This is a genomic window from Corynebacterium senegalense, from assembly GCF_900411315.1.
GTDB classification, from domain to species: domain Bacteria; phylum Actinomycetota; class Actinomycetes; order Mycobacteriales; family Mycobacteriaceae; genus Corynebacterium; species Corynebacterium senegalense.
The window spans coordinates 473,471-491,757 of the sequence record NZ_LS990887.1; the positions used below are offsets into that span (position 1 = coordinate 473,471).

General features: G+C 70.8%; 17 protein-coding genes. 8 read left to right on the forward strand and 9 right to left on the reverse strand.

Features of this window, described 5'->3' with window-relative positions:
* Window positions 1-99 precede the first annotated feature (99 nt).
* Both atpB and DYZ02_RS02285 read right to left on the reverse strand, forming a co-directional pair.
* Complete coding sequence (gene atpB, locus DYZ02_RS02280) at window positions 100-894, reverse strand: F0F1 ATP synthase subunit A (RefSeq protein WP_115684813.1); 795 nt, start codon at window positions 892-894, stop codon at window positions 100-102.
* Window positions 895-1,272: 378 nt separating this feature from the next.
* Entirely contained in the window at window positions 1,273-1,650 is a 378-nt protein-coding gene (locus tag DYZ02_RS02285) for a Cg1360 family ATP-synthase-associated protein (protein WP_181896970.1), read from the reverse strand.
* A gap of 283 nt (window positions 1,651-1,933) precedes the next feature.
* Between DYZ02_RS02285 and DYZ02_RS02290 the strand changes: the two genes are divergently transcribed.
* Entirely contained in the window at window positions 1,934-2,641 is a 708-nt protein-coding gene (locus DYZ02_RS02290) for an SDR family oxidoreductase (RefSeq protein WP_115684815.1), read from the forward strand.
* A gap of 22 nt (window positions 2,642-2,663) precedes the next feature.
* Here the strand turns inward: DYZ02_RS02290 and DYZ02_RS02295 are convergent, their stop codons facing one another.
* From DYZ02_RS02295 to rho, 6 genes are read right to left on the reverse strand one after another with little or no spacing between them, the layout of a single operon-like run.
* Complete coding sequence (locus DYZ02_RS02295; RefSeq protein WP_115684816.1) at window positions 2,664-3,749, reverse strand: NAD(P)-binding domain-containing protein; 1,086 nt, start codon at window positions 3,747-3,749, stop codon at window positions 2,664-2,666.
* 9 nt (window positions 3,750-3,758) lie between these two features.
* On the reverse strand, window positions 3,759-4,901 hold the full coding sequence (locus tag DYZ02_RS02300) for an MraY family glycosyltransferase (RefSeq protein WP_115684817.1): 1,143 nt from the start codon (window positions 4,899-4,901) through the stop codon (window positions 3,759-3,761).
* Window positions 4,902-5,561, reverse strand: a complete 660-nt coding sequence (locus DYZ02_RS02305) for an L-threonylcarbamoyladenylate synthase (RefSeq protein ID WP_115684818.1) — start codon at window positions 5,559-5,561, stop codon at window positions 4,902-4,904.
* Between the two features lie 40 nt (window positions 5,562-5,601).
* On the reverse strand, window positions 5,602-6,465 hold the full coding sequence (gene prmC / locus DYZ02_RS02310) for a peptide chain release factor N(5)-glutamine methyltransferase (RefSeq protein WP_115684819.1): 864 nt from the start codon (window positions 6,463-6,465) through the stop codon (window positions 5,602-5,604).
* The gene (prfA, locus tag DYZ02_RS02315; protein WP_115684820.1) at window positions 6,452-7,546 is read right to left on the reverse strand and encodes a peptide chain release factor 1; all 1,095 of its coding nucleotides are present in this window, start codon (window positions 7,544-7,546) and stop codon (window positions 6,452-6,454) included. The genes prmC and prfA overlap by 14 nt, the downstream gene beginning before the upstream one ends.
* Window positions 7,546-9,534, reverse strand: a complete 1,989-nt coding sequence (gene rho, locus DYZ02_RS02320) for a transcription termination factor Rho (protein WP_115684821.1) — start codon at window positions 9,532-9,534, stop codon at window positions 7,546-7,548. Before rho ends, prfA begins: the two co-directional genes overlap by 1 nt.
* A gap of 381 nt (window positions 9,535-9,915) precedes the next feature.
* Between rho and DYZ02_RS02325 the strand changes: the two genes are divergently transcribed.
* Genes DYZ02_RS02325 through DYZ02_RS02355 form a run of 7 tightly spaced genes read left to right on the forward strand, consistent with a single transcriptional unit; the run spans window position 9,916 to window position 17,747 of the window.
* A complete protein-coding gene (locus DYZ02_RS02325) occupies window positions 9,916-11,703 on the forward strand; it encodes a long-chain fatty-acid--CoA ligase (RefSeq protein WP_115684822.1) in 1,788 nt (595 codons plus the stop codon).
* Window positions 11,704-11,741: 38 nt separating this feature from the next.
* A complete protein-coding gene (gene moaA / locus DYZ02_RS02330) occupies window positions 11,742-12,773 on the forward strand; it encodes a GTP 3',8-cyclase MoaA (protein ID WP_342767214.1) in 1,032 nt (343 codons plus the stop codon).
* Between the two features lie 2 nt (window positions 12,774-12,775).
* Window positions 12,776-14,008, forward strand: coding sequence for a molybdopterin molybdotransferase MoeA (locus tag DYZ02_RS02335; RefSeq protein WP_245945541.1), 1,233 nt, complete (start codon window positions 12,776-12,778; stop codon window positions 14,006-14,008).
* 2 nt (window positions 14,009-14,010) lie between these two features.
* Window positions 14,011-14,484: a cyclic pyranopterin monophosphate synthase MoaC gene (gene moaC / locus DYZ02_RS02340; RefSeq protein WP_115684824.1), complete on the forward strand. Its 474-nt coding sequence runs from the start codon at window positions 14,011-14,013 to the stop codon at window positions 14,482-14,484.
* Window positions 14,485-14,494: 10 nt separating this feature from the next.
* Window positions 14,495-15,046 carry a molybdenum cofactor guanylyltransferase gene (gene mobA / locus DYZ02_RS02345; protein WP_115686330.1) on the forward strand — a complete coding sequence of 184 codons (552 nt, stop codon included), beginning with the start codon at window positions 14,495-14,497 and terminating at the stop codon, window positions 15,044-15,046.
* A 55-nt stretch (window positions 15,047-15,101) separates the two neighbouring features.
* Window positions 15,102-15,848 carry a molybdate ABC transporter substrate-binding protein gene (modA, locus tag DYZ02_RS02350; protein WP_115684825.1) on the forward strand — a complete coding sequence of 249 codons (747 nt, stop codon included), beginning with the start codon at window positions 15,102-15,104 and terminating at the stop codon, window positions 15,846-15,848.
* A gap of 6 nt (window positions 15,849-15,854) precedes the next feature.
* Window positions 15,855-17,747, forward strand: a complete 1,893-nt coding sequence (locus DYZ02_RS02355; RefSeq protein ID WP_115684826.1) for an ATP-binding cassette domain-containing protein — start codon at window positions 15,855-15,857, stop codon at window positions 17,745-17,747.
* Window positions 17,748-18,003: 256 nt separating this feature from the next.
* Here the strand turns inward: DYZ02_RS02355 and DYZ02_RS02360 are convergent, their stop codons facing one another.
* Window positions 18,004-18,258, reverse strand: a complete 255-nt coding sequence (locus tag DYZ02_RS02360; protein ID WP_181896869.1) for a MoaD/ThiS family protein — start codon at window positions 18,256-18,258, stop codon at window positions 18,004-18,006.
* Window positions 18,259-18,287 lie beyond the last annotated feature (29 nt).

The window sequence follows — 18,287 nt, forward strand, 5'->3', positions numbered from 1 at the left end:
TCTTGGTGCCCTCCCGCGTGGGTCGCGGTGAAGGGCGAGTGACGAAATGTGTGGGGTTATTCAGTTTGGCCTGTTGCTTCGCGCCATTGCTGTTGCGATTTAGTGCGCATCCGCGTGCAGCGAGAGTTCAATGTACACAGCCGTCAGGAGGGCGAAAATGTACGCCTGCAGGAAGATGATGATCAACTCGTACAGGGTGAACAGCAGCGCTGCGACGAGGGTGAGCCCACTCAGGCCCGTCCATGCGTTCAGCTGCCAGAAGAAGAAGTTCGTGGCGGAGTAGAGCAGGACGAGAATGATGTGGCCCGCCAGGAAGTTCGCCATGAGACGAAGTGCCAGCGTGACCGGACGCAGAATGAAGGTCGAGAAGATCTCGATGGGCACCACCAGGAGATGGAGGAAGGGCGGCAGCCCAGGGATCACGACCGAGTGCTTGAAGTAGCTCACTCCGTAGCGCTGAACGCCGGCGTAGATCATCGCAATGTAGGCCACAACGGCGAGCACGATCGGCATGCCGATTCGCGAGCTCGGGGAAATGTTGAGGCCCGGGATGATCGTGGCCGCGTTCATGAACAGGATCGTGAAGAAGATGGTGGCGATAACCGGAAGGAATCGCTTGCCGTCCTTCTTGCCCAGCGTGTCTTCAGCGATATTGACGCGGACAAAGTCCACGCCCATCTCCGCCAGGTTCTGCAGGCCTTTAGGAACCAGCTGCGGCTTCCTAAACGCAATAGCAAAGAGGAGCACCAGGATTGCCGCCACGAAGAGGCGGACGATCATGATGCGATCCAGCGCGAACCAACCGTTGGCGAAGTCTGCGCCAACGAGCTGGCCGTACGTTTGCCCCGGGAAAAATTCTGGACCAAGTGCGGGCGCGTGGAAGGTACCCTTCATGCCCTCGGCCAAAGTTGTAACGCTCAGCGTTCTCTCCCGTTCTCGGGCCGCACCCGGCGAACGGGTGCGGTGCGATGGACGTCTTCAAGTCGACTGCAGCCGCGGCGGACTCCGTCGCACATCAGCGACCGCGGTGCAGGGGATGTTTCTTCAGGCAGTTCGACGCCAACTCGCAAGCAGGCCCATAGCTACCTCAAGCAAACCCAGCGGATAGCCTAACAGGTCGACGGGCATTCCGGCGTGTCAGGGGGTGGCTGTTTCGCACCCCCTCCCGGTTTCGCGGAAAGGTGGCCCGCCGGGGGCGCCGAGCAGCACTTTTACACTTTTGTAACATTTGTCACACACGCCTTGCCGGGCGCGCCCGGGCAGCGCCGCGCGTCAGCGGCCGATGTAGCCCACCCGCGAGGTGATCACACCCCACGCCTCCGCCGAGAGGACCACCACCAGGGCGATGATCGCGGTGACACCGAAGGCCGTGTGGTCGTAGAACTGCAGGTCACGGATGAGCACGAGGACGATGATCAAGACCACCATCTTGACCAGCCACCCGCCCAGCACTATCGCCATGGTCGTCGACGGCGAGGTCCCCGAGGTCGCGAGCACGGAGGCGGCGGTAAGCAGCACGAACCCCCCGCCGATGGCGATGCCGAGCAGCACCGCCCACAGCCCCGGCAGGCCGCGCGCGGCCCCCCACCCCATGAGCGAGACGATCGTCAGGCCGACGAGGACCCAGCCGCCGAGCCGCAGCGCCCGCACGAGGGGTCGGCGCGGGTCGTCGAAGTCTGTAGCGTCGGCGACGACGAGGTCGCGCTCGCTTGACGACGCCCCAGCGGCGCCGCCTCCGTTGTCATCTCGCGGGGAAGTGTTCACGGGGCCACATCCTACCGGCGGAGCCAGCGGCGAGGTAAACCTGCGGCTACCAGCACGGATCGGTGACGCATCGCGCAGCCACCTCGACCGTGGGCGCTCCGTCCGTGCACAACCCCCGGAAGAGGCCTACCCTGGCGCCCACACAACGAACCGACAACAGGAGGTCAACGTGTCCAGCACGGAAACCAACACCACCAACGACAGCGCAGCACCCGGCACCGTCGCCGTCATCGGCGCCCACGGCAAGGTGGCCCGACTCGCCATTCCCCGCCTCGCGGAGCAGGGCTACGAGGTCATCGGCGTCATCCGGAACCCGGACCACGCGGGCGACGTCGAGGCGGACGGGGCCACCCCGGCCGTACTCGACATCCAGGAGGCCGACGAGGCGGTGATCGAGGACCTGCTGCGCTCCCGGGGCGTCGATACGCTCGTGTGGTCCGCTGGTGCCGGCGGGGGCAGCCCGGAGCGTACGTGGGCCATCGACCGTGACGCGGCGATCCGCTCCATGGACGCCGCCGCCAAGGCCGGGGTGCGCCACTACGTCATGGTGTCCTACTTCGGCGCCGGGCCCGACCACGGCGTCGACGAGGACAACAGCTTTTACCCCTATGCGCAGGCCAAGACGGAGGCCGACGCCCACCTCGAGAGCTCGGGGCTAAACTTCACGCTGCTGCGGCCCAGCCGCCTCACACTCGAGGAGGCAACGGGCAAAATCGACGCCTCCTCCACCACCGCGAAGGAGACGAGCAGGGACAACGTCGCCGCGATGATCGCCGCCTCCGTCGCGCACGGTCCCGCCGCAGACGCCGCGCCGCTGAACAGGGTGATCGAGTTCAACGACGGCGAGACGCCCATCGAGGACGTCTTCAGCGCGTAAAATCCCCTAGCCCAGAAATCCCCTAGCCCAGTCGGGTGCGGGTCAGCGCCACCACCGCTTCCCTGCCCGCCCGGTTCGCACCCACCGTGGACTGGGACGGCCCGTAGCCGATAAGGAAGAGTCGCGGCTCGTCCAGGCTGCGCGAGGCCGCAACCCGATAGCCCCCGGCAGCGGTGCGCAGGCCCAGCGGGGCGAGGTGGCGCAGCGCGGGCCGGTAACCCGTTGCCCAGAGAATGACATCGGCGGGTTCGAAGCTGCCGTCCGGCATGCGGACCCCAGTCGGCTCGATGGACGCAAACATGGGGTGCCAGATGAGTACCCCGCGCTTCTCCGCTTCAATCACCCAGGGCTGGCGGCCCATTCCCGTGGCCCGCACCACGCTGCCCGGCGGCAGACCCTTCCGGGTGCGCTCGGCCACCTGTTCGACTCCCCTCGCCAGGCGGTCCGAGCCCAGTTCCTCCCAGACGGGTTCGCGGCGGCTCACCCAGAATGTGTCGGTGACGCGCGAGATCTCGTTGAGCAGCTGTGTCGCTGAGACGCCCGCGCCGACAACCACGACCCGCTTCCCCGCGAAATCCTCGGCGCTGACATAGTCGCGTGTATGCAGCTGCGTGCCTGCGAACGTTTTCTGACCGGGGTACGCAGGCCAGTAGGGACGGTCCCAGGTGCCGGTGGCGTTGATGATGAAGTCTGCGGTGATGGACGTGGCGTCGTCAAGCTCGGCGTGTAGCCGGCCTTCGGGCGCGAACGCTGGCTCGAGGCTCTTTCTCGTCACGCGTGAAACGGCGACGGGGCGGGCCACGCGCAGGTCGAACTCCTCCTCGAAGCGCGCGAAGTAGGACGGCACAGCCACGTTCGAGCGCTCATCCGGGCCGGGTGCCTCGAACGTCATCCCCGGCAGGTCGAAGATCCCGTTGACCGTGGACATGGTCAGCGAGTCCCAGCGGTGCTGCCACGCGCCACCCGGCGCCGGGTTTCGGTCCACCACCATGAAGGTCCTGTCTTCCTCGCCCGCCCGGGCCAGGGGGACGAAACCGCGTCGCTGCAGGTGATACGCCGCTGACAACCCGGCCTGGCCTGCGCCGATGACGAGGACATCCGTGAACATGGGCCCGCGCTACTGAGCCCTCGGCCCGATCTTGCCCTTCATCAGCGGCACCGCCGTCAGCGCTGCCGCCCCGACGAGGGCCACCGCCGTGAACGTGGCCGCCCAGGTCACAGGCACGACAGAAAAGCTCACCGCGCCGAAGGCCACGGCGGAGACCCAGAGGTAGAGCACCAGGACCGTGCGGCGGTGCGTGTGCCCCAGGCGCAGGAGGCGGTGGTGGATGTGCCCCGCATCTGCGGCGAAGGGGCTCTGGCCCCGCGCTGCGCGGCGCACCACCGCCCAGACGAGGTCGAGTACTGGCAGCGCCACCGCCGCGAGGACCACGACGATCGGGCTGATCAGAGCCACGAAGTCGGCAGCGCCGTAGAGCGACATGTTGATCTTGCCGGAAGCGGAGATCGACGCCGCGGCGAGCAGCAGGCCGATGAGCATGGCCCCGGAGTCGCCCATGAAGATGCGGGCGGGTTCAAAGTTGTGTGGAAGGAACCCGCCGCAGATCCCCACCAGCGCCGCGCAGATGATGGCGGGCGGGTAGGCGGACACGGCCCCGCCCTGGTCGTGCAGCACGGTCAGGGAAAACAGCAGGATGGCCCCGCCGGCGATCATGCCCAGTCCGGCGGCGAGGCCGTCGATGCCGTCGACGAAGTTGATCGCGTTGATGAGCAGCACCGTGAACACCGCGCTGACCACCACCCCCTGGACCTGGTCGAAGATGAGCGTGGTGCCTCCCCCGCCGGGAAGGTAAAACACGGTGAAGACCAGGCCGAGCAGGCTCATCAGCACGGCGGCGAAGAACTGGGCGATGAGCTTGGTCACCGCGCCGAGCTCGTAGAGGTCGTCAATCACGCCCGCCACGACGATGGCGAAGGCCCCGGCCACCACGGCCGTCATCTCCGGGGTGACGGGGGCGAAGCCCCGCGTGAGCGCGGGCAGCTGCTGGGCGAGGAACACCGCCGAGACGAAGCCGGTGAACATGGCCACCCCGCCGACCGAGGGCGTCGGCTGGGTGTGCACGTCGCGCTGGCGGATCTCCGCCACGCGCCCCGTGCGCACGAGCAGCGAACGCACCAGCCCGGTGGCGAGGTACGTTATCGCGGCGGCGACGAGCAGGACCAGCCCCAGCTCGCGCAGCGGCACTCCCGCTCCAGACATCTACTTCCTCCGCAGCTGCTCCGCGTCAAGGCCAAGGACTTCACCGATGCGCTCGGCGGAGATGGCGCCCTCGCGCAGGATCACGGGGGCGGGCCCGGAAATGTCGATGATGGTGGAGGGTTCCCCCACCTCGGAGTCGCCACCGTCAAGGTAGACGGAGATGGCGTCGCCGAACTGCTGCTTCGCGCCGATGGCGTGGGTGGGCGGCTCGTGGCCCGAGATGTTGGCGCTGGAGACGGCCATGGGGCCGACCTCGCGCAGCAGCTCGATCGCCAGCGGCTGGTTCGGCATGCGCAGCAGCACCGTCCCCCGGGTGTCGCCGAGGTTCCAGGGCAGGCTGGGCGCCTCAGGAACGACGATGGACAGCCCGCCCGGCCAGAATGCCTCCACCAGCGTCTTCGCGGTGTCGGAGAATTCGCGCACGAGACCCTGGATGGTCGACCAGGAGCCGACGAGCACCGGCACCGGCATGTCGGGCCCGCGGCGCTTCGTGGCCAGCAGGCGGGCCACCGCGTCGTTGTTGAACGCGTCGGCGCCGATGCCGTACACGGTGTCCGTGGGCAGGACCACGCACTGGCCCGCCCGCACTGCCTCCACGGCGGCCGCGAGGCCTTCCTTGCGCCCCTCGGGGTCCAGGCAGTTGTAGATCGTGCTCGGCATGAGTCTCCCTCGCTCGTGTGCGGTGTTCGGTCAGCGTTCTTCAGGCGTTCAGCTTACTCGCGGTGACAAAGCGGGCTCGACCGGTCAGGTCCTCGAGCACCTCCGCCCTGCTGAACGCGCCGCTTTCCCGCACCGCCGCGCGCGCCGCGTCCGAGGTGGTGTCGTCATGCTCGATGCCGAGGGCCCCGCCGGGGGCGAGCAGCCGAGCCGCGACGGGCACCAGCCCGCGGATCGCCTCCATCCCGTCGGCGCCGGAGAACACCGCCTCCGCGGGGTCGAAGTAGACCTCGGGCTCCAGCGCGGGGTCCTCCGGCACGTACGGAGGGTTGGCCACGACGAGGTCGACGGCGCCGGTCAGCTCCGCGAGCAGCTCCGGGTCGGTCATGTCCCCCGGCACAATGCTTAGCGACGCCACCCCGGCCCCCAGGTTGTCCTCGGCGTTCGCTCGGGCGTACCCGCGCGCCGCCTCCGAGCGCTCCACCGCGACGACGCGCGCGTCGGGCCGCGCCGCCGCGATGAAGATGGCCAGAGCCCCGGAGCCGGTGCCCAGGTCGACGACGAGCGGGTCGGCCACTGCCTCGAGGATGTCCACGGCCCACTGGGCCAGCACCTCGGTCTCAGGGCGCGGGATGAACACCCCGGGTCCGACGCGCAACTCGAGCGGGCCGAACTGGGCGGAGCCGGTGATGTGCTGCAGCGGCTCGCGGCGCGCCCGGCGGGCGATCGCGGCGGCGTAGTCCCGCTCGAAGTCGGCCGGGGCGTCGGTGAACAGGAGGTTGAGAGGTGGGACGTCGAGAAGCGATGCCGCGATGAGGCGCGCGTCGACCTCCGGCGTGGCGACGCCCGCGTCCCCCAGCGTGCGGGAGGCGCGGGCGATGAGGTCGCGCAGGCTACTCGGCTTCAAGGCGCTCCTGGCGCTCGTGGGCCTGGAGAGCCGTGATCAGCTCGTCCATGTTGCCGTCGAGCACCGAATCCAGGTTGTTGGCCTTGTAGTTGATCCGGTGGTCCGAGATGCGGTTCTCCGGCCAGTTGTAGGTGCGGATGCGCTCGGAGCGGTCCATCGTGCGGACCTGGGAGGCGCGCCCCTCGGCGGCCTCCGCCTCGGCCTTCTCGCGCTCCAGCTGGTCCAGGCGGGCCTGAAGCACCTGCATGGCGCGGGCGCGGTTCTGGATCTGGGAACGCTCGTTCTGGCAGGTCACCACGATGTTGGTGGGCAGGTGGGTGATGCGCACGGCCGAGTCGGTCGTGTTCACGCCCTGGCCGCCCTTGCCCGAGGAGCGGTAGACATCGATGCGCAGGTCCTTCTCGTCGATGTTCACCGAGCCGACCTCCTCCGGCTCCGGGTAGACGAGCACGCCCGCCGCCGAGGTCTGGATGCGGCCCTGCGACTCGGTCACGGGGATGCGCTGGACGCGGTGCACTCCACCCTCGAACTTCAGCTTGCTCCAGGCGCCGTCGCGCGAGGGCGTCTTCGACTTGATCGCCACGGTCATGTCCTTCGCCCCGCCCAGGTCGGACTCGGCGAGGTCGAGGACGTCCCAGCTCAGGCCGTGCTTCTCGCAGTACTTCTGGTACATGCGGGCGAGGTCGCCGGCGAACAGGGCCGCCTCCTCGCCGCCGGCGCCGGCCTTGATCTCCATGATGATGTCGTCGCCGTCGTGCTCGTCGCGCGGGGCGAGCAGGTCGGCCAGCTCCTCCTCGAGGCGCACGATCTCGCCCTCGAGGCGCTTGGCCTCCTCGGCGAACTCCTTGTCCTCGGAGGCCATCTCGGCCGCCGCCTCGTGGTCCTCGCGCGCCTGCACGAGCTCGTCGTTGGCCCTGATGATCGGCTGCAGCTCCGCGTAGCGCTTGGACAGCTTGCGGAAGCGGTCCTGGTCGCCCGCGATCTCCGGGTCTCCCATCTGGGCCTGGATGCCCTGGTACTCGGAGACGTAGTCGTCGACGAGCGAGACCTGCGAGACAGGGCTGCCGGTGTTCTTGGCCATTAGCTGTACTCCTCCTCGTCCTGGCTGGCCGCCATCGGGGCGGACTGCGCCACGCCCATGAGGAACTCGCCGTTGGACTTGGTCTTCTTCAGCTGCTTGATCAGCATGTCGATGGACTGCTGCGGGTCAAGCGCTGAGAGGATGCGGCGCAGCTTGTGCATGATACGCGCCTCCTCCGGGCTCATGAGCAGCTCATCCTTGCGGGTGCCGGAGGGATTGACGTCGACGGCCGGGAAGACGCGGCGCTCCGCGATCTTGCGGTCCAGCTTCAGCTCGGCGTTGCCCGTGCCCTTGAACTCCTCGAAGATCACCGTGTCGCCGGCAGAACCCGTCTCCACCATCGCGGTGGCGATGATGGTGAGCGAGCCGCCCTCCTCGATGTTGCGCGCGGCGCCGAGGAAGCGCTTCGGCGGGTAGAGCGCGTTGGAGTCCACGCCGCCAGACAGGATGCGCCCGGACGCCGGGGAGGAGTTGTTGTAGGCGCGGCCCAGGCGGGTGATGGAGTCGAGCAGGACGACGACGTCCTGGCCCATCTCCACGAGGCGCTTCGCGCGCTCGATGGCCAGCTCCGCGACGGCGGTGTGCTCGCTCGGCGGGCGGTCGAAGGTCGAGGCGATGACCTCGCCCTTCACGCTGCGCTGCATGTCGGTGACTTCCTCGGGGCGCTCGTCGACGAGCACGACCATGAGGTAGCACTCCGGGTTGTTCGTGGCGATCGCGTTGGCGATGTTCTGCAGGATCGTCGTCTTACCGGCCTTCGGCGGGGAGACGATGAGCGCGCGCTGGCCCTTGCCGATGGGCATGACCAGGTCGATCACGCGGGTGGTGAGGATGTTCGGCTCGGTCTCCAGGCGCAGGCGCTTGTTCGGGTACAGCGGGGTGAGCTTGTGGAACTCCTTGCGCTGCTTCGCCTCCCCCGGGCTCATCCCGTTGACAGAGTCGACGCGGACCAGCTGGTTGTAGCGCTGGCGGTTGCGCCCGTTGCCGTGGGAGTGGCTCTGGCCGTTCGCGCGGACCTGGCCGATCACGGCGTCGCCCGAGCGCAGCCCGTTCGAGCGGACCAGCTTGTTGTTCACGAAGACGTCCGCCGCGTTCTGGCGGTAACCCGTCGTGCGGATGAAGGCGGTGTTGTTGTCCACCACGTCCACGATGCCGGCAACCTCCTGCAGGTCAGCCGGGTCGAAGTCCTGGTTGTTGCCGTTGTGGCCGCCGTTGCCGCCCTCATGGTTATTGTCCCGGTTATCGCGGTTGTCGCGCCCCCGGTTGCGGTTGCGGCGGTTGCGGCGTCCGCGGCGGTTGCCGCCCTCGCCGTCGTTGCGCTCGTCGCGGTGGCCGCGGCCGTTGTCCCGGTTGTCCCGGTTGCCGCGGCCCTGCTGCTCCTCCTGGCCGGCCTGCTTGTCCTGCTGGTCGTTGCGGGCCTGCTTGTCGTTGCGGTCCTGACGGTCCTGACGGTCCTGGCCGCCCTGCTTGTCCTCGCCGTGCTGCGCGCCCGAGGCGTCGTGGGCGTTGTCGTTGCCCTGGCGGGCGCGGTTGCGGCGGGCGCGGCGCGCGGCGGAGCGCGACTCGTAGCGCTGCTCCTCGCCGTCGGCGCCGCCCTCGGCCTTGCCGCTCTTCATGGTCGCGGCCTCGTTCGGCTCCTGAGCGTCCCGGGTCTCCCGGTTGTCCCGGGCCTGCTGCGGCTGCTCCGCGGGAGCGTCCTGCCCCGGCGCCTGCTCGGCGGCGGGGGCGGCCGAGCGGCGGGCCGCGCGGCGGCGCGGAACCGAGGCGCCCTCGGACCCGGCGGGCTCGGCGCCCTCGCGACCCCCGGCTGCCGGTGCGTTCTCGGCCCCCTTGCGCGGCACGACGCCGGTGGAGATGGCCTGGATCAGTTCCCCCTTGCGCAGTCCGGAGAGGCCCTTGAGGCCCTGCTCAGCCGCGATCTTGCGCAGCTCTGGGATCTTCAGTGCAGCCAGGTTCTGGCCTGCTGCGGTGGTGCCCGATTCGGTCACGGATGTCCTTTCGTCGCTTGACCGGCGTCGATAATGCTCTCGCGATCTATTTCTGCGCTGTGTGCCGGAAGCTTTCGTGTGCAATTAAATCGTTGTGCTGCTCGCGCGGAGAGCGCTGCTGCGCTACTTCATCCGCCTGTCTCTCCCCTGCCGTTCGCGCACCCGCCGTCGGCGGGTGCGGTGCAAAGCTTCAGGAGGGGAGATCCGCAGCCCGCGCGCCGTCCGCGGCAACTGTGCCGTGCCCAGGTAGGTGCGGGCGCTGCGGGGATCGCTCATGGCGTTTCCCGAACGGGGAATTCACGGTCCCGCGCGTTATTGTAACGCACCGCGCAAATTTTACGCGGTTCCGGGGCGTCGAAAAGCTGGCGCTAGAGTGGGGGCATGCTCTCCACCATGCAGGAAGTGCCGTTTTCCGTCGGGCGGATCCTCGAGCACGGCGAGACGATCCACGGCACCACGAAGATCACCACGTGGCGCGCGGGCCGGGCGGAGGGGTCGAGCTTCGCCGAGGTCGGGGCCAGGGCGGCCGCCTTCGCGCACGCGATCCACGACGACCTCGGCATCGACGACGACCAGCGCGTGGCGACGTTCATGTACAACTGCGCCGAGCACCTCGAGGTGATGTTCGGCGTGGCGGCGAAGGGCGCGGTGTTCACCCCCCTGAACGTGCAGCTGGTGGAGGACCAGGTGGCCTACGTGGTGAACCACTCCGAGGCCGAGGTCGTTGTCGCCGACCCCCGCCTGGCGGGAAAACTGGGGCGCATCCTCGCGGGCTGTCCGAAGGTGCGGGCGGTGGTCTTCACCGGGCTCGAGCCCATCCACGAGCCGGCCCGGGAGCTGCCGGAGCGCATCGAGGTCCACAGCTACGAGGCGCTTCTCGACGGCAGGTCGACCGTCTACCCCTGGCCCTCGCTGCCCGAGAACACCGCAGCCGCGCTGGTGTACTCCACCGCGACGACGGGCGCGCCGAAGGGCGTGGCCTACTCGCACCGTTCGATCTGGCTGGAGGCGATGAGCCTGCGCGCCACCGACTCCCTGGCCGTCTCCCACGGCGAGTCCTTCCTTTGCTGCATCCCGGTCTACCACGTGCTGAGCTGGGGTGTTCCCTTCTCCGCCTTCCTCGTCGGCGCGCCGCTGGTGCTGCCGGACTCCGACATGTCCGCCCCGACGCTGGCCAAACTGATCGCCAGCACGCACCCGCGTGTCGCGCACGGCGTGCCCACGCTGTGGATCCAGCTCATGGTGCACTACCTGCACAACCCGCCGGAGCGCATGAGCCTCACGGAGCTCTACGTCGGCGGCTCGCCCGCCCCGCCGGCGCTGATCAAGTTGTGGGAGGAGCGCTACGGCGTGGACGTCGTGCACGTCTGGGGCATGACGGAGACCTCCACGGTGGGCACGATCGCCCGCCCGCCGTCGGGGGTCTCCGGCGAGGCGCGCTGGGCCTACCGCGTCTCGCAGGGCCGCTTCGCCCCCTGGCTGCAGTACCGCGTGGTCAACGACGGCGAGGTCATGGCCTCCACCGACCGCTCCCAGGGCGAGATCCAGGTGCGGGGGAACATGGTCGCCGCGTCGTACTACCACTCCCCCACGCAGGAGCCGGGGGAGATCGCCAGCACCTTCCGCGGCGAGGAGATCACGGACGCCCGCAATTTCTTCACCGCCGACGGTTGGCTGCGCACCGGCGACGTGGGCACGGTGACCAACGACGGCTTCATGACGCTCTACGACCGCGCCCGCGACGTCATCCGCTCCGGCGGCGAGTGGATCTACTCCGCGCAGGTGGAGAACCTCATCATGGAGTCGCCGGTGGTCGTCGAGTGCGCGGTGATCGGCTACCCGGACCGCAAGTGGGGCGAGCGGCCGCTCGCCATCACGGTGCTCCACGAGGGCATCGAGCCCACCGCGGAGACGGCCGCCTCGCTGCGCGAGTCGCTGGCGGGCACGCTGCCGACCTGGATGGCGCCGGAGTACTGGGCGTTCGTCCGCTCGATCGACAAGACCTCGGTGGGCAAGTTCGACAAGAAGGACCTGCGCAAGCACCTGGCCAACAACAAGTTCGACATCATCTCGCTGCCCGGGCCCGGCAACCGCTCGCACGGCAACCCCACCACCGAGCAGGTCGAGGCCGCCTCCGAGAAGACCCGCCTGGACAACAGCGGGAGCTGAACCCGGTAGTTGACGGGGCCCGTACAATGAGGCCCACCATGGCTTCTGTCCCCCTCGAACTCGCCGACCGCTTCGGCCGCGTCGCCCGCGACCTGCGCGTCAGCCTCACCGACCGCTGCAACCTGCGCTGCACCTACTGCATGCCCGCGGCCGGGCTCGAGTGGATCCCGACGGAGCAGTCGCTTGACGACGCCGAGGTGATCCGGCTGGTGGGAATTGGCGTCGAGAAGCTTGGCATCCGCTCCGTGCGCTTCACCGGCGGCGAGCCCCTGCTGCGCCGCTCCCTCGAGGACATCGTGGCGGCGACGACGCGGCTGCGCACCGACGAGGGCCGCGCCCCGGCGACCGCGATCACGACGAACGCCCTCGGCCTGGACAAGCGCGCCGCCGGGCTCGCGGCGGCGGGGCTCGACCGGATCAACGTCTCCCTTGACTCGACCGACCGCGCGGCCTTCGCCGAGCTGACCCGGCGCGACCGCCTCGGCGACGTGCTCGCCGGCATCGACGCCGCGCTGGAGGCCGGGCTCTCCCCGGTGAAGGTCAACTCCGTGGTCATGCCGGGCGTGAACGAGGACTCGGCGTGCGACCTCGTGCGCTTCTGCCTGGACCGCGGCCTGCAGCTGCGCTTCATCGAGCAGATGCCGCTCGGACCGCGCGGCGAGTGGACGCGCGAGGGGATGGTCACCGCCCGCGATCTGCTGGACAGGCTCGCCCGCGAGTTCACGCTGCGCCCCGCCGCCGAGCCGCGCGGCTCCGCGCCCGCCGCGCTGTGGGACGTCACCGACGCCTCGGGCCGCAGCGGCAAGGTGGGCATCATTGCCAGCGTCACGCACCCCTTCTGCGGCGCGTGCGACCGCACGCGCCTGACCACGGACGGCGCGGTGCGCTCCTGCCTGTTCTCCGCGGCCGCCGAGGAGGTCTCGCTGCGCGACATGATGCGCGCGGGCGCCTCCGACGACGAGCTCGCCGAGGCGTGGGCCGCGGCGATGTGGAACAAGAAGCCCGGGCACGGCATTGACGACGTCGGCTTCCTGCAGCCGGAGCGCACGATGAGCGAGATCGGCGGTTAGCGGTGGCACGCGGGGTTTCCGGGGTGTCCGTGGCCGAGCACCTCGAACGGGTGCTCTCCCTGGCCTCCCCCCGGGTGGAGCGGGGTGTCGCGCTCGACCGCGCGGCGGGACGCGTCCTCGCTTCCGCGGCCGAGGCGGCGCTGCCCGTGCCGCCCTTCGACAACTCCGCGATGGACGGCTTCGCCGTGCGCGCCGCCGACCTGCCCGGCGAGGGGCCGTGGACGCTGCCGGTGGCGGGTGACATCCCCGCGGGCTCCCCGCCCCTCGACTGCCCGCCCGGCCACGCGGTGCGCGTCATGACCGGCGCGCCCGTCCCCCCGGGCGAAGGCGTCATCGTCGTGCCCGTGGAGCAGACAGACATTCCCGCCGGGCCCGTCCCGCTGCCGAGGCTCATCACAATCCACCGCGCGGACCCGGCGCGCAGCCACGTCCGCCCGCGCGGCGCGAACCTGGCGGAAGGCGCGGTCGCGGCGGCGGAGGGCACGGTTCTCGACGCCGGGGCGATGGCCGCGTTCGTCTCCGCGGGCGTGCGAAGCGTCGACGTGTACGACCGGCCGCGCGTCACGGTGGTCTCCACCGGCGACGAGCTTGTCCCGTGGCCGCGCGTTCCCGGCGCCGCGCAGCTGCCGGACTCCAACCTGCCCATGCTCGCCGGCCTCGCCGCCGCCAACGGCGCGGGCGAGGTGCACACAGCGCGCGCGGGCGACGCCCCGGGCAGCCTCTCGGCGCTACTTGACGACGCGGCGGAAACCTCCGACGTCATCCTCACCTCCGGCGGCATCAGCGCGGGCGCCTTCGACGTCGTCCGCGCCGCCGTCGAGCCGACGGGGCGGGCGTGGTTCGGCGGCGCGGACCAGCGCCCCGGCGGGCCCCAGGGGGCGGGGCGGTGGAACGGCACCGCGCTGCTCTGCCTGCCCGGCAACCCGGTGGCAGCGTGGGTGTCCTTCCACCTCTACGCCGCGCCCCTGCTGCGCGCCCTGCGCTGCGGCCGACCCGCCGCCGCCCCGCACCTGCGGGCGCGGGCGGGCGAGGGCTTCCGGCCGCCGCGCTCCCCGTCTCCCCAGGTGGTGCCGGTCCGCCTCGATCTTTCCGGCGCGGACCCCGTGGCCACCCCGTTTTCGCGCAGCGCCCACGGCTCCAGCGACGTCGCCTCCCTCACCGGCGTGTCCGGCTACGTCGTGCTGCGGCCCGGGCCGGTGCCCGATTCCCTCACCGTCTACCTGACAGAAAGCTAGCCATGAAGTTCACCCACCTCACGTCTACCGGCCAGGCGCACATGGTCGACGTCACCGAGAAGCAGCCCACGGTGCGCGCCGCCACCGCCCGCGGCGAGGTCGCCTGCTCGCCCGAGGTTCTCGCGGCGCTTCGCGACGGCACCGTGCCCAAGGGCGACGTCCTGGCCGTCGCGCGCGTGGCCGGGATCTCCGCCGCGAAGAAGGTGCCCGACCTGCTGCCGCTGGCCCACACCATCGGGGTGCACGGCTGCTCGGTCGACCTGGACATCCGGGACGACCACGTCGCCATCGAGGCGACCGTGCGCACGGCGGATCGCACCGGCGTGGAGATGGAGGCGCTCACCGCCGTCAGCGTCGCTGCGCTGAGCGTGGTGGACATGGTCAAGGGCGTCGACCGCAGCGCCTACGTGCGCCGCATGGGCATCACGGCGAAGTCGGGCGGGCGCTCCGGGGACTGGTCGCGTGAGCTGCCCTAAGCCCGGGGAGATCGGGGTGGTCGTCCTCGCCGGGGGCCGCTCGACGCGCATGGGCGCGGACAAGGCCCGGGTCAGGGTGGGGGGCAGGCGGCTCGTCGACAAGCTTCTCGACGCCCTCCCCGCCCCTCACCCCGTCATCGTCGTCTCGCCCGAGGACCTGGGGGTGCCGACGGTGAGCGAGGACCCGCCCTACGGCGGCCCGGTGGCGGGGATCGCGGCCGGGGCGCGCGCCCTGGACACCCCGTTTGTGGCCGTCGTGGCGGTGGACGCCCCGCACTCGCCCGGCCTGCTGCCGGCGCTATCGGCGGCCCTGGGCACCCACGACTGCGCCGCGATCGTCTCCGCCGACGGTGCCGTGCAGCCCTTGTGCGCCCTGTGGCGGCGCGACAGCCTGCTCGCGGCGTTAGACGCCGTGGGTGCGCGCGACGCGGCGGCGATGAAGCTGCTGCGCGCCGCGGGCTCCGTCGCGCTCGTAGACGGCGACGGCCGCGAGCGCGACTTCGACACCCCCGGCGAACTCTCCGAGCTCGGGGACGTCGACCTCGGGGACTCGGCGCCGTGACCCTCAACTGCAATAGGTAACGTTCACTACAAAACCGACCCCACAGGAGGAGACCATGCGTGTGACCCGCGCCGCCGCAGCGCTGCTCGCCGCCGCCGCGCTTGCCGGCTGCTCGCCGTCCGGAACGACCGGGCAGGGCGGGCCCGACGAACTGGTGGTCCTCGGGGCGGCGTCGACACGCGTGCTCAACGAGGACATCCAGCGCCTCTCCCCCGACGCACTCACCTTCGTCAACGCGGGCTCCTCCGACCTGGTCCAGCAGCTTCGCGACGGCTCCCCCGGCGACCTCCTCATCACCGCCGACCAGAGAACCATGGACGCCGCCGTCGCCGACGGCGTGGCCGACAACCCCCGCGTGGTGGCCACCAACTCGATGGTTCTCGTCGTTCCCCGGGGCAACCCCGCCGGCATCACCCGGGTTGAGGACGTGCAGCGCGAGGGCGTCCACCTTGTCACCTGCGACGCCCAGGTGCCCTGCGGCGCGGTGGCCGGCCAGCTCGCGGAGGCGAACGGGCTGGCCCTGGCCCCGGTTTCGCTCGAGCACAACGTGGCGGACACGCTGGGCAAGGTCGTCTCCGGGGAGGCGGACGCAGGCTTCGTCTACCGCACCGACGCCGCGGCCGCGGGCGACGCCGTCGAGGTCATCGAGATCCCCCACGCCGAGGAGTACCCGAACTCGCTGGTCGCCGCCGTGACCACCGGCACGCAGCACAGGGACGAGGCCGGGCGGCTGCTGGAGACGCTCAGCGGCGAGGAAATGGCGCAAGCCTGGTCCCGCCACGGCTTCACCCCGGCGGGGTAGGCGCCAGTGACCGGCCCAACCCAGGCAACCACGAGACCGCCGTACCCGGCCGCGCGCCCCACCCCCGCGGCCGTGCGCGTGCTCGGGTTGGTTGCCCTGGCCACCATCGTCGCGCCGGTCGCCGCGCTGGGCACGCGGGTGCCATGGGGGCGGATCGGCACCATCCTCGCCGCGGAGGAGACGGCGCAGCTCCTGCGCGTCACCGTGGCCTCCTCCCTGCTCTCCTGCCTGATCACAGTGCTCATCGGCGCGCCGCTGGCTCTGTGGATGCGCAACCTGCGACGCGGGGCGCAGCTTGCCCGCCTGCTCGTCCTGGTCCCGCTCGCCCTACCGCCGGTGGTCGCGGGCCTGGCGCTGACAGCCCTCATCGGGCGCCGAGGCCTCGCAGCACCGGTCCTTGACCTGCTCGGGGTCCAGTTCGCCTTCGCCTTCCCCGGGGTGGTGGCCTCTCACGTCTTCGTCGCGCTGCCCTTCGTGGTGATCACCCTCGACTCCGCCCTGCGCCAGCTCGACGGCGAGGTCCTCGACTCCGCCGCCGGGGTGGGCATCTCGCCGTCCCGGGCGACGCTGCGCATCACGCTGCCCGCCGTCGCGCCGGCGCTCGTCTCCGCCGCGGGGCTGGCGTGCGCGCGCTCGCTCGGCGAGTTCGGCACCACGCTGACCTTCGCCGGCTCCCTACCGGGGGTGACGCGCACAATGCCGCTGGGGATCTACATCGCCCGCGAGATCGACCAGCCGCTCGCCTACGGGCTGGCCGCGGTGCTGACGGGCCTGGCGGTTGCCACGCTCGCCCTCACCCTCCTGCCGTCTGCTCTGTCGGGCCGCGGGCCCGCGCCGCGCCCGCGTGTCACGGGCTCGATCGACGCCGCCGCGCTGGAGCACCTCTGCCGCCCCGCGGCCGACGGGCCGGAGGTCTCGGTGGGCGGCGCCACCTTCCCGGCCGGGGCGACCACGGCGCTGATCGGCCCGAACGGCTCGGGCAAGACCACCCTTCTGGGGCAGATCGCCGGGCGGCTCACGGGCCCGGAGGTCCGCATCGCCGGGCGCCGCGTCGACGGCCTGCCCGCCCACCGGCGCGGGGTGGTCATGCTCACCCAAACCCCCGGCCTGCCGCCCACGTCCACCCCGCTGAAGGCGGTGGCGATGGTCACCGGCGAGGTGAGCGCGGCGGGTTCGCTCCTGCACGCCGCCGGGCTCGCCGAGCTTGCCGACGTCCCCGTCCGCGCCCTCTCCGGCGGCCAGGCTGCCCAGGTGTCCCTCGTCCGGGCGCTGGCGGCGCGCCCCCGCGTCCTGCTTCTCGACGAGCCCCTCGCCGCCATCGACGTCGACTCCGCCCGCCGCTGGCGCCACATCCTGCGCGCCACCGCCTCCGGCCGCACCGCCATCGTGGTCACGCACAACCCCCTCGACATCGCCGCGCTGTCCCAGCACACCGCGGTGATGGAGCGGGGAGATGTCGTTGCGCTGCGGCCCACGGGCGACGAGCTGCGCGCCCCGAGCACCGCGTTTTCCGCGCGCCTGGCCGGGCGCAACCTCCTGCCCGCGACGCTGACGAGCGGCGCCCGCCCCGGCCAGCCGGGCGTTGCGCGCACGCCGTACGGCCCACTGAGGGCAACGGCCGCGGCAGCTTGCGAAGCCGGCCAGCCGGTGGTGGCCGTCTTCTCCCCCGCCGACGCGCGCCTGACGGACCCGGCCAGCGGCGACCTGCGGGCGCGGGTGCTCTCCCTGACCCCGACGGCCTCGGGCGGAGTGGACATCGAACTTGACGCCGGAGACGGAGTTCTCGTGTGCCCCACGGGACGGGACGAGGCGCTCGCGCTCGAACCGGGGGCGTGGGTCGGCGTCCACGTGCCCACCGGCGCGGCCCTGACTTACGCTCCTCGGGCGCTCCGGCGCTGAGCTCGATGCCGGACCAACCCATGTTTCGTCCCTCTTACGTGGAAGAAGCAATCGAGGACGGATCACGCGTTCGACAGCAGCGCCACGCAAAGACCTTCAGGAACAGGCGCACAGGACAAGATCGAAAGGGTAAGGATCCGCTCGCGGAGGCCGGATCGGTGGATTCTTGCCCTTCCGTTCTTCACCTCGGGAGTCGCTCCGCCGCAGGAAGAAGCCTCACGTGAACGCGCGGGTCCACCTCGTCAGCCGAGCCCACCTAACCCCCCGCAAACGGTGGCAGCACATCCACCCGCGCGGCACTCTCCAGCGACCGGTCCCGCCCGGCTCGGGCGCCGTCGACGAGGAAGGTGCAGCGCTCCACGACATCCGCCAGGCTCAGGCCCGCGTCGGTGGTGCCGGTGTGGCGGGAAGTGGCGTCGTCAAGCAAGTGCCCGAGGGTGGGAAACTCCCCGACCTCTTCCTCGCGGACCCCGGCGGCGGCGCGGGCGGCGGCGAAGTAGTGGATACGCATGGCCCTCATCCTAGGCCAGCATGCTTACT

Excerpts from the sequence above, each read along its gene's own strand:
- DYZ02_RS02300 (WP_115684817.1), bottom strand. The coding sequence starts at position 4,901 with ATGTCTGGAGCGGGAGTGCCGCTGCGCGAGCTGGGGCTGGTCCTGCTC.
- DYZ02_RS02305 (WP_115684818.1), bottom strand. The coding sequence starts at position 5,561 with ATGCCGAGCACGATCTACAACTGCCTGGACCCCGAGGGGCGCAAGGAA.
- modA (WP_115684825.1), top strand. The coding sequence starts at position 15,102 with ATGCGTGTGACCCGCGCCGCCGCAGCGCTGCTCGCCGCCGCCGCGCTT.
- prfA (WP_115684820.1), bottom strand. The coding sequence starts at position 7,546 with ATGGCCAAGAACACCGGCAGCCCTGTCTCGCAGGTCTCGCTCGTCGAC.
- DYZ02_RS02360 (WP_181896869.1), bottom strand. The coding sequence starts at position 18,258 with ATGCGTATCCACTACTTCGCCGCCGCCCGCGCCGCCGCCGGGGTCCGC.
- moaA (WP_342767214.1), top strand. The coding sequence starts at position 11,742 with ATGGCTTCTGTCCCCCTCGAACTCGCCGACCGCTTCGGCCGCGTCGCC.
- atpB (WP_115684813.1), bottom strand. The coding sequence starts at position 894 with ATGAAGGGTACCTTCCACGCGCCCGCACTTGGTCCAGAATTTTTCCCG.
- DYZ02_RS02325 (WP_115684822.1), top strand. The coding sequence starts at position 9,916 with ATGCTCTCCACCATGCAGGAAGTGCCGTTTTCCGTCGGGCGGATCCTC.
- moaC (WP_115684824.1), top strand. The coding sequence starts at position 14,011 with ATGAAGTTCACCCACCTCACGTCTACCGGCCAGGCGCACATGGTCGAC.
- DYZ02_RS02295 (WP_115684816.1), bottom strand. The coding sequence starts at position 3,749 with ATGTTCACGGATGTCCTCGTCATCGGCGCAGGCCAGGCCGGGTTGTCA.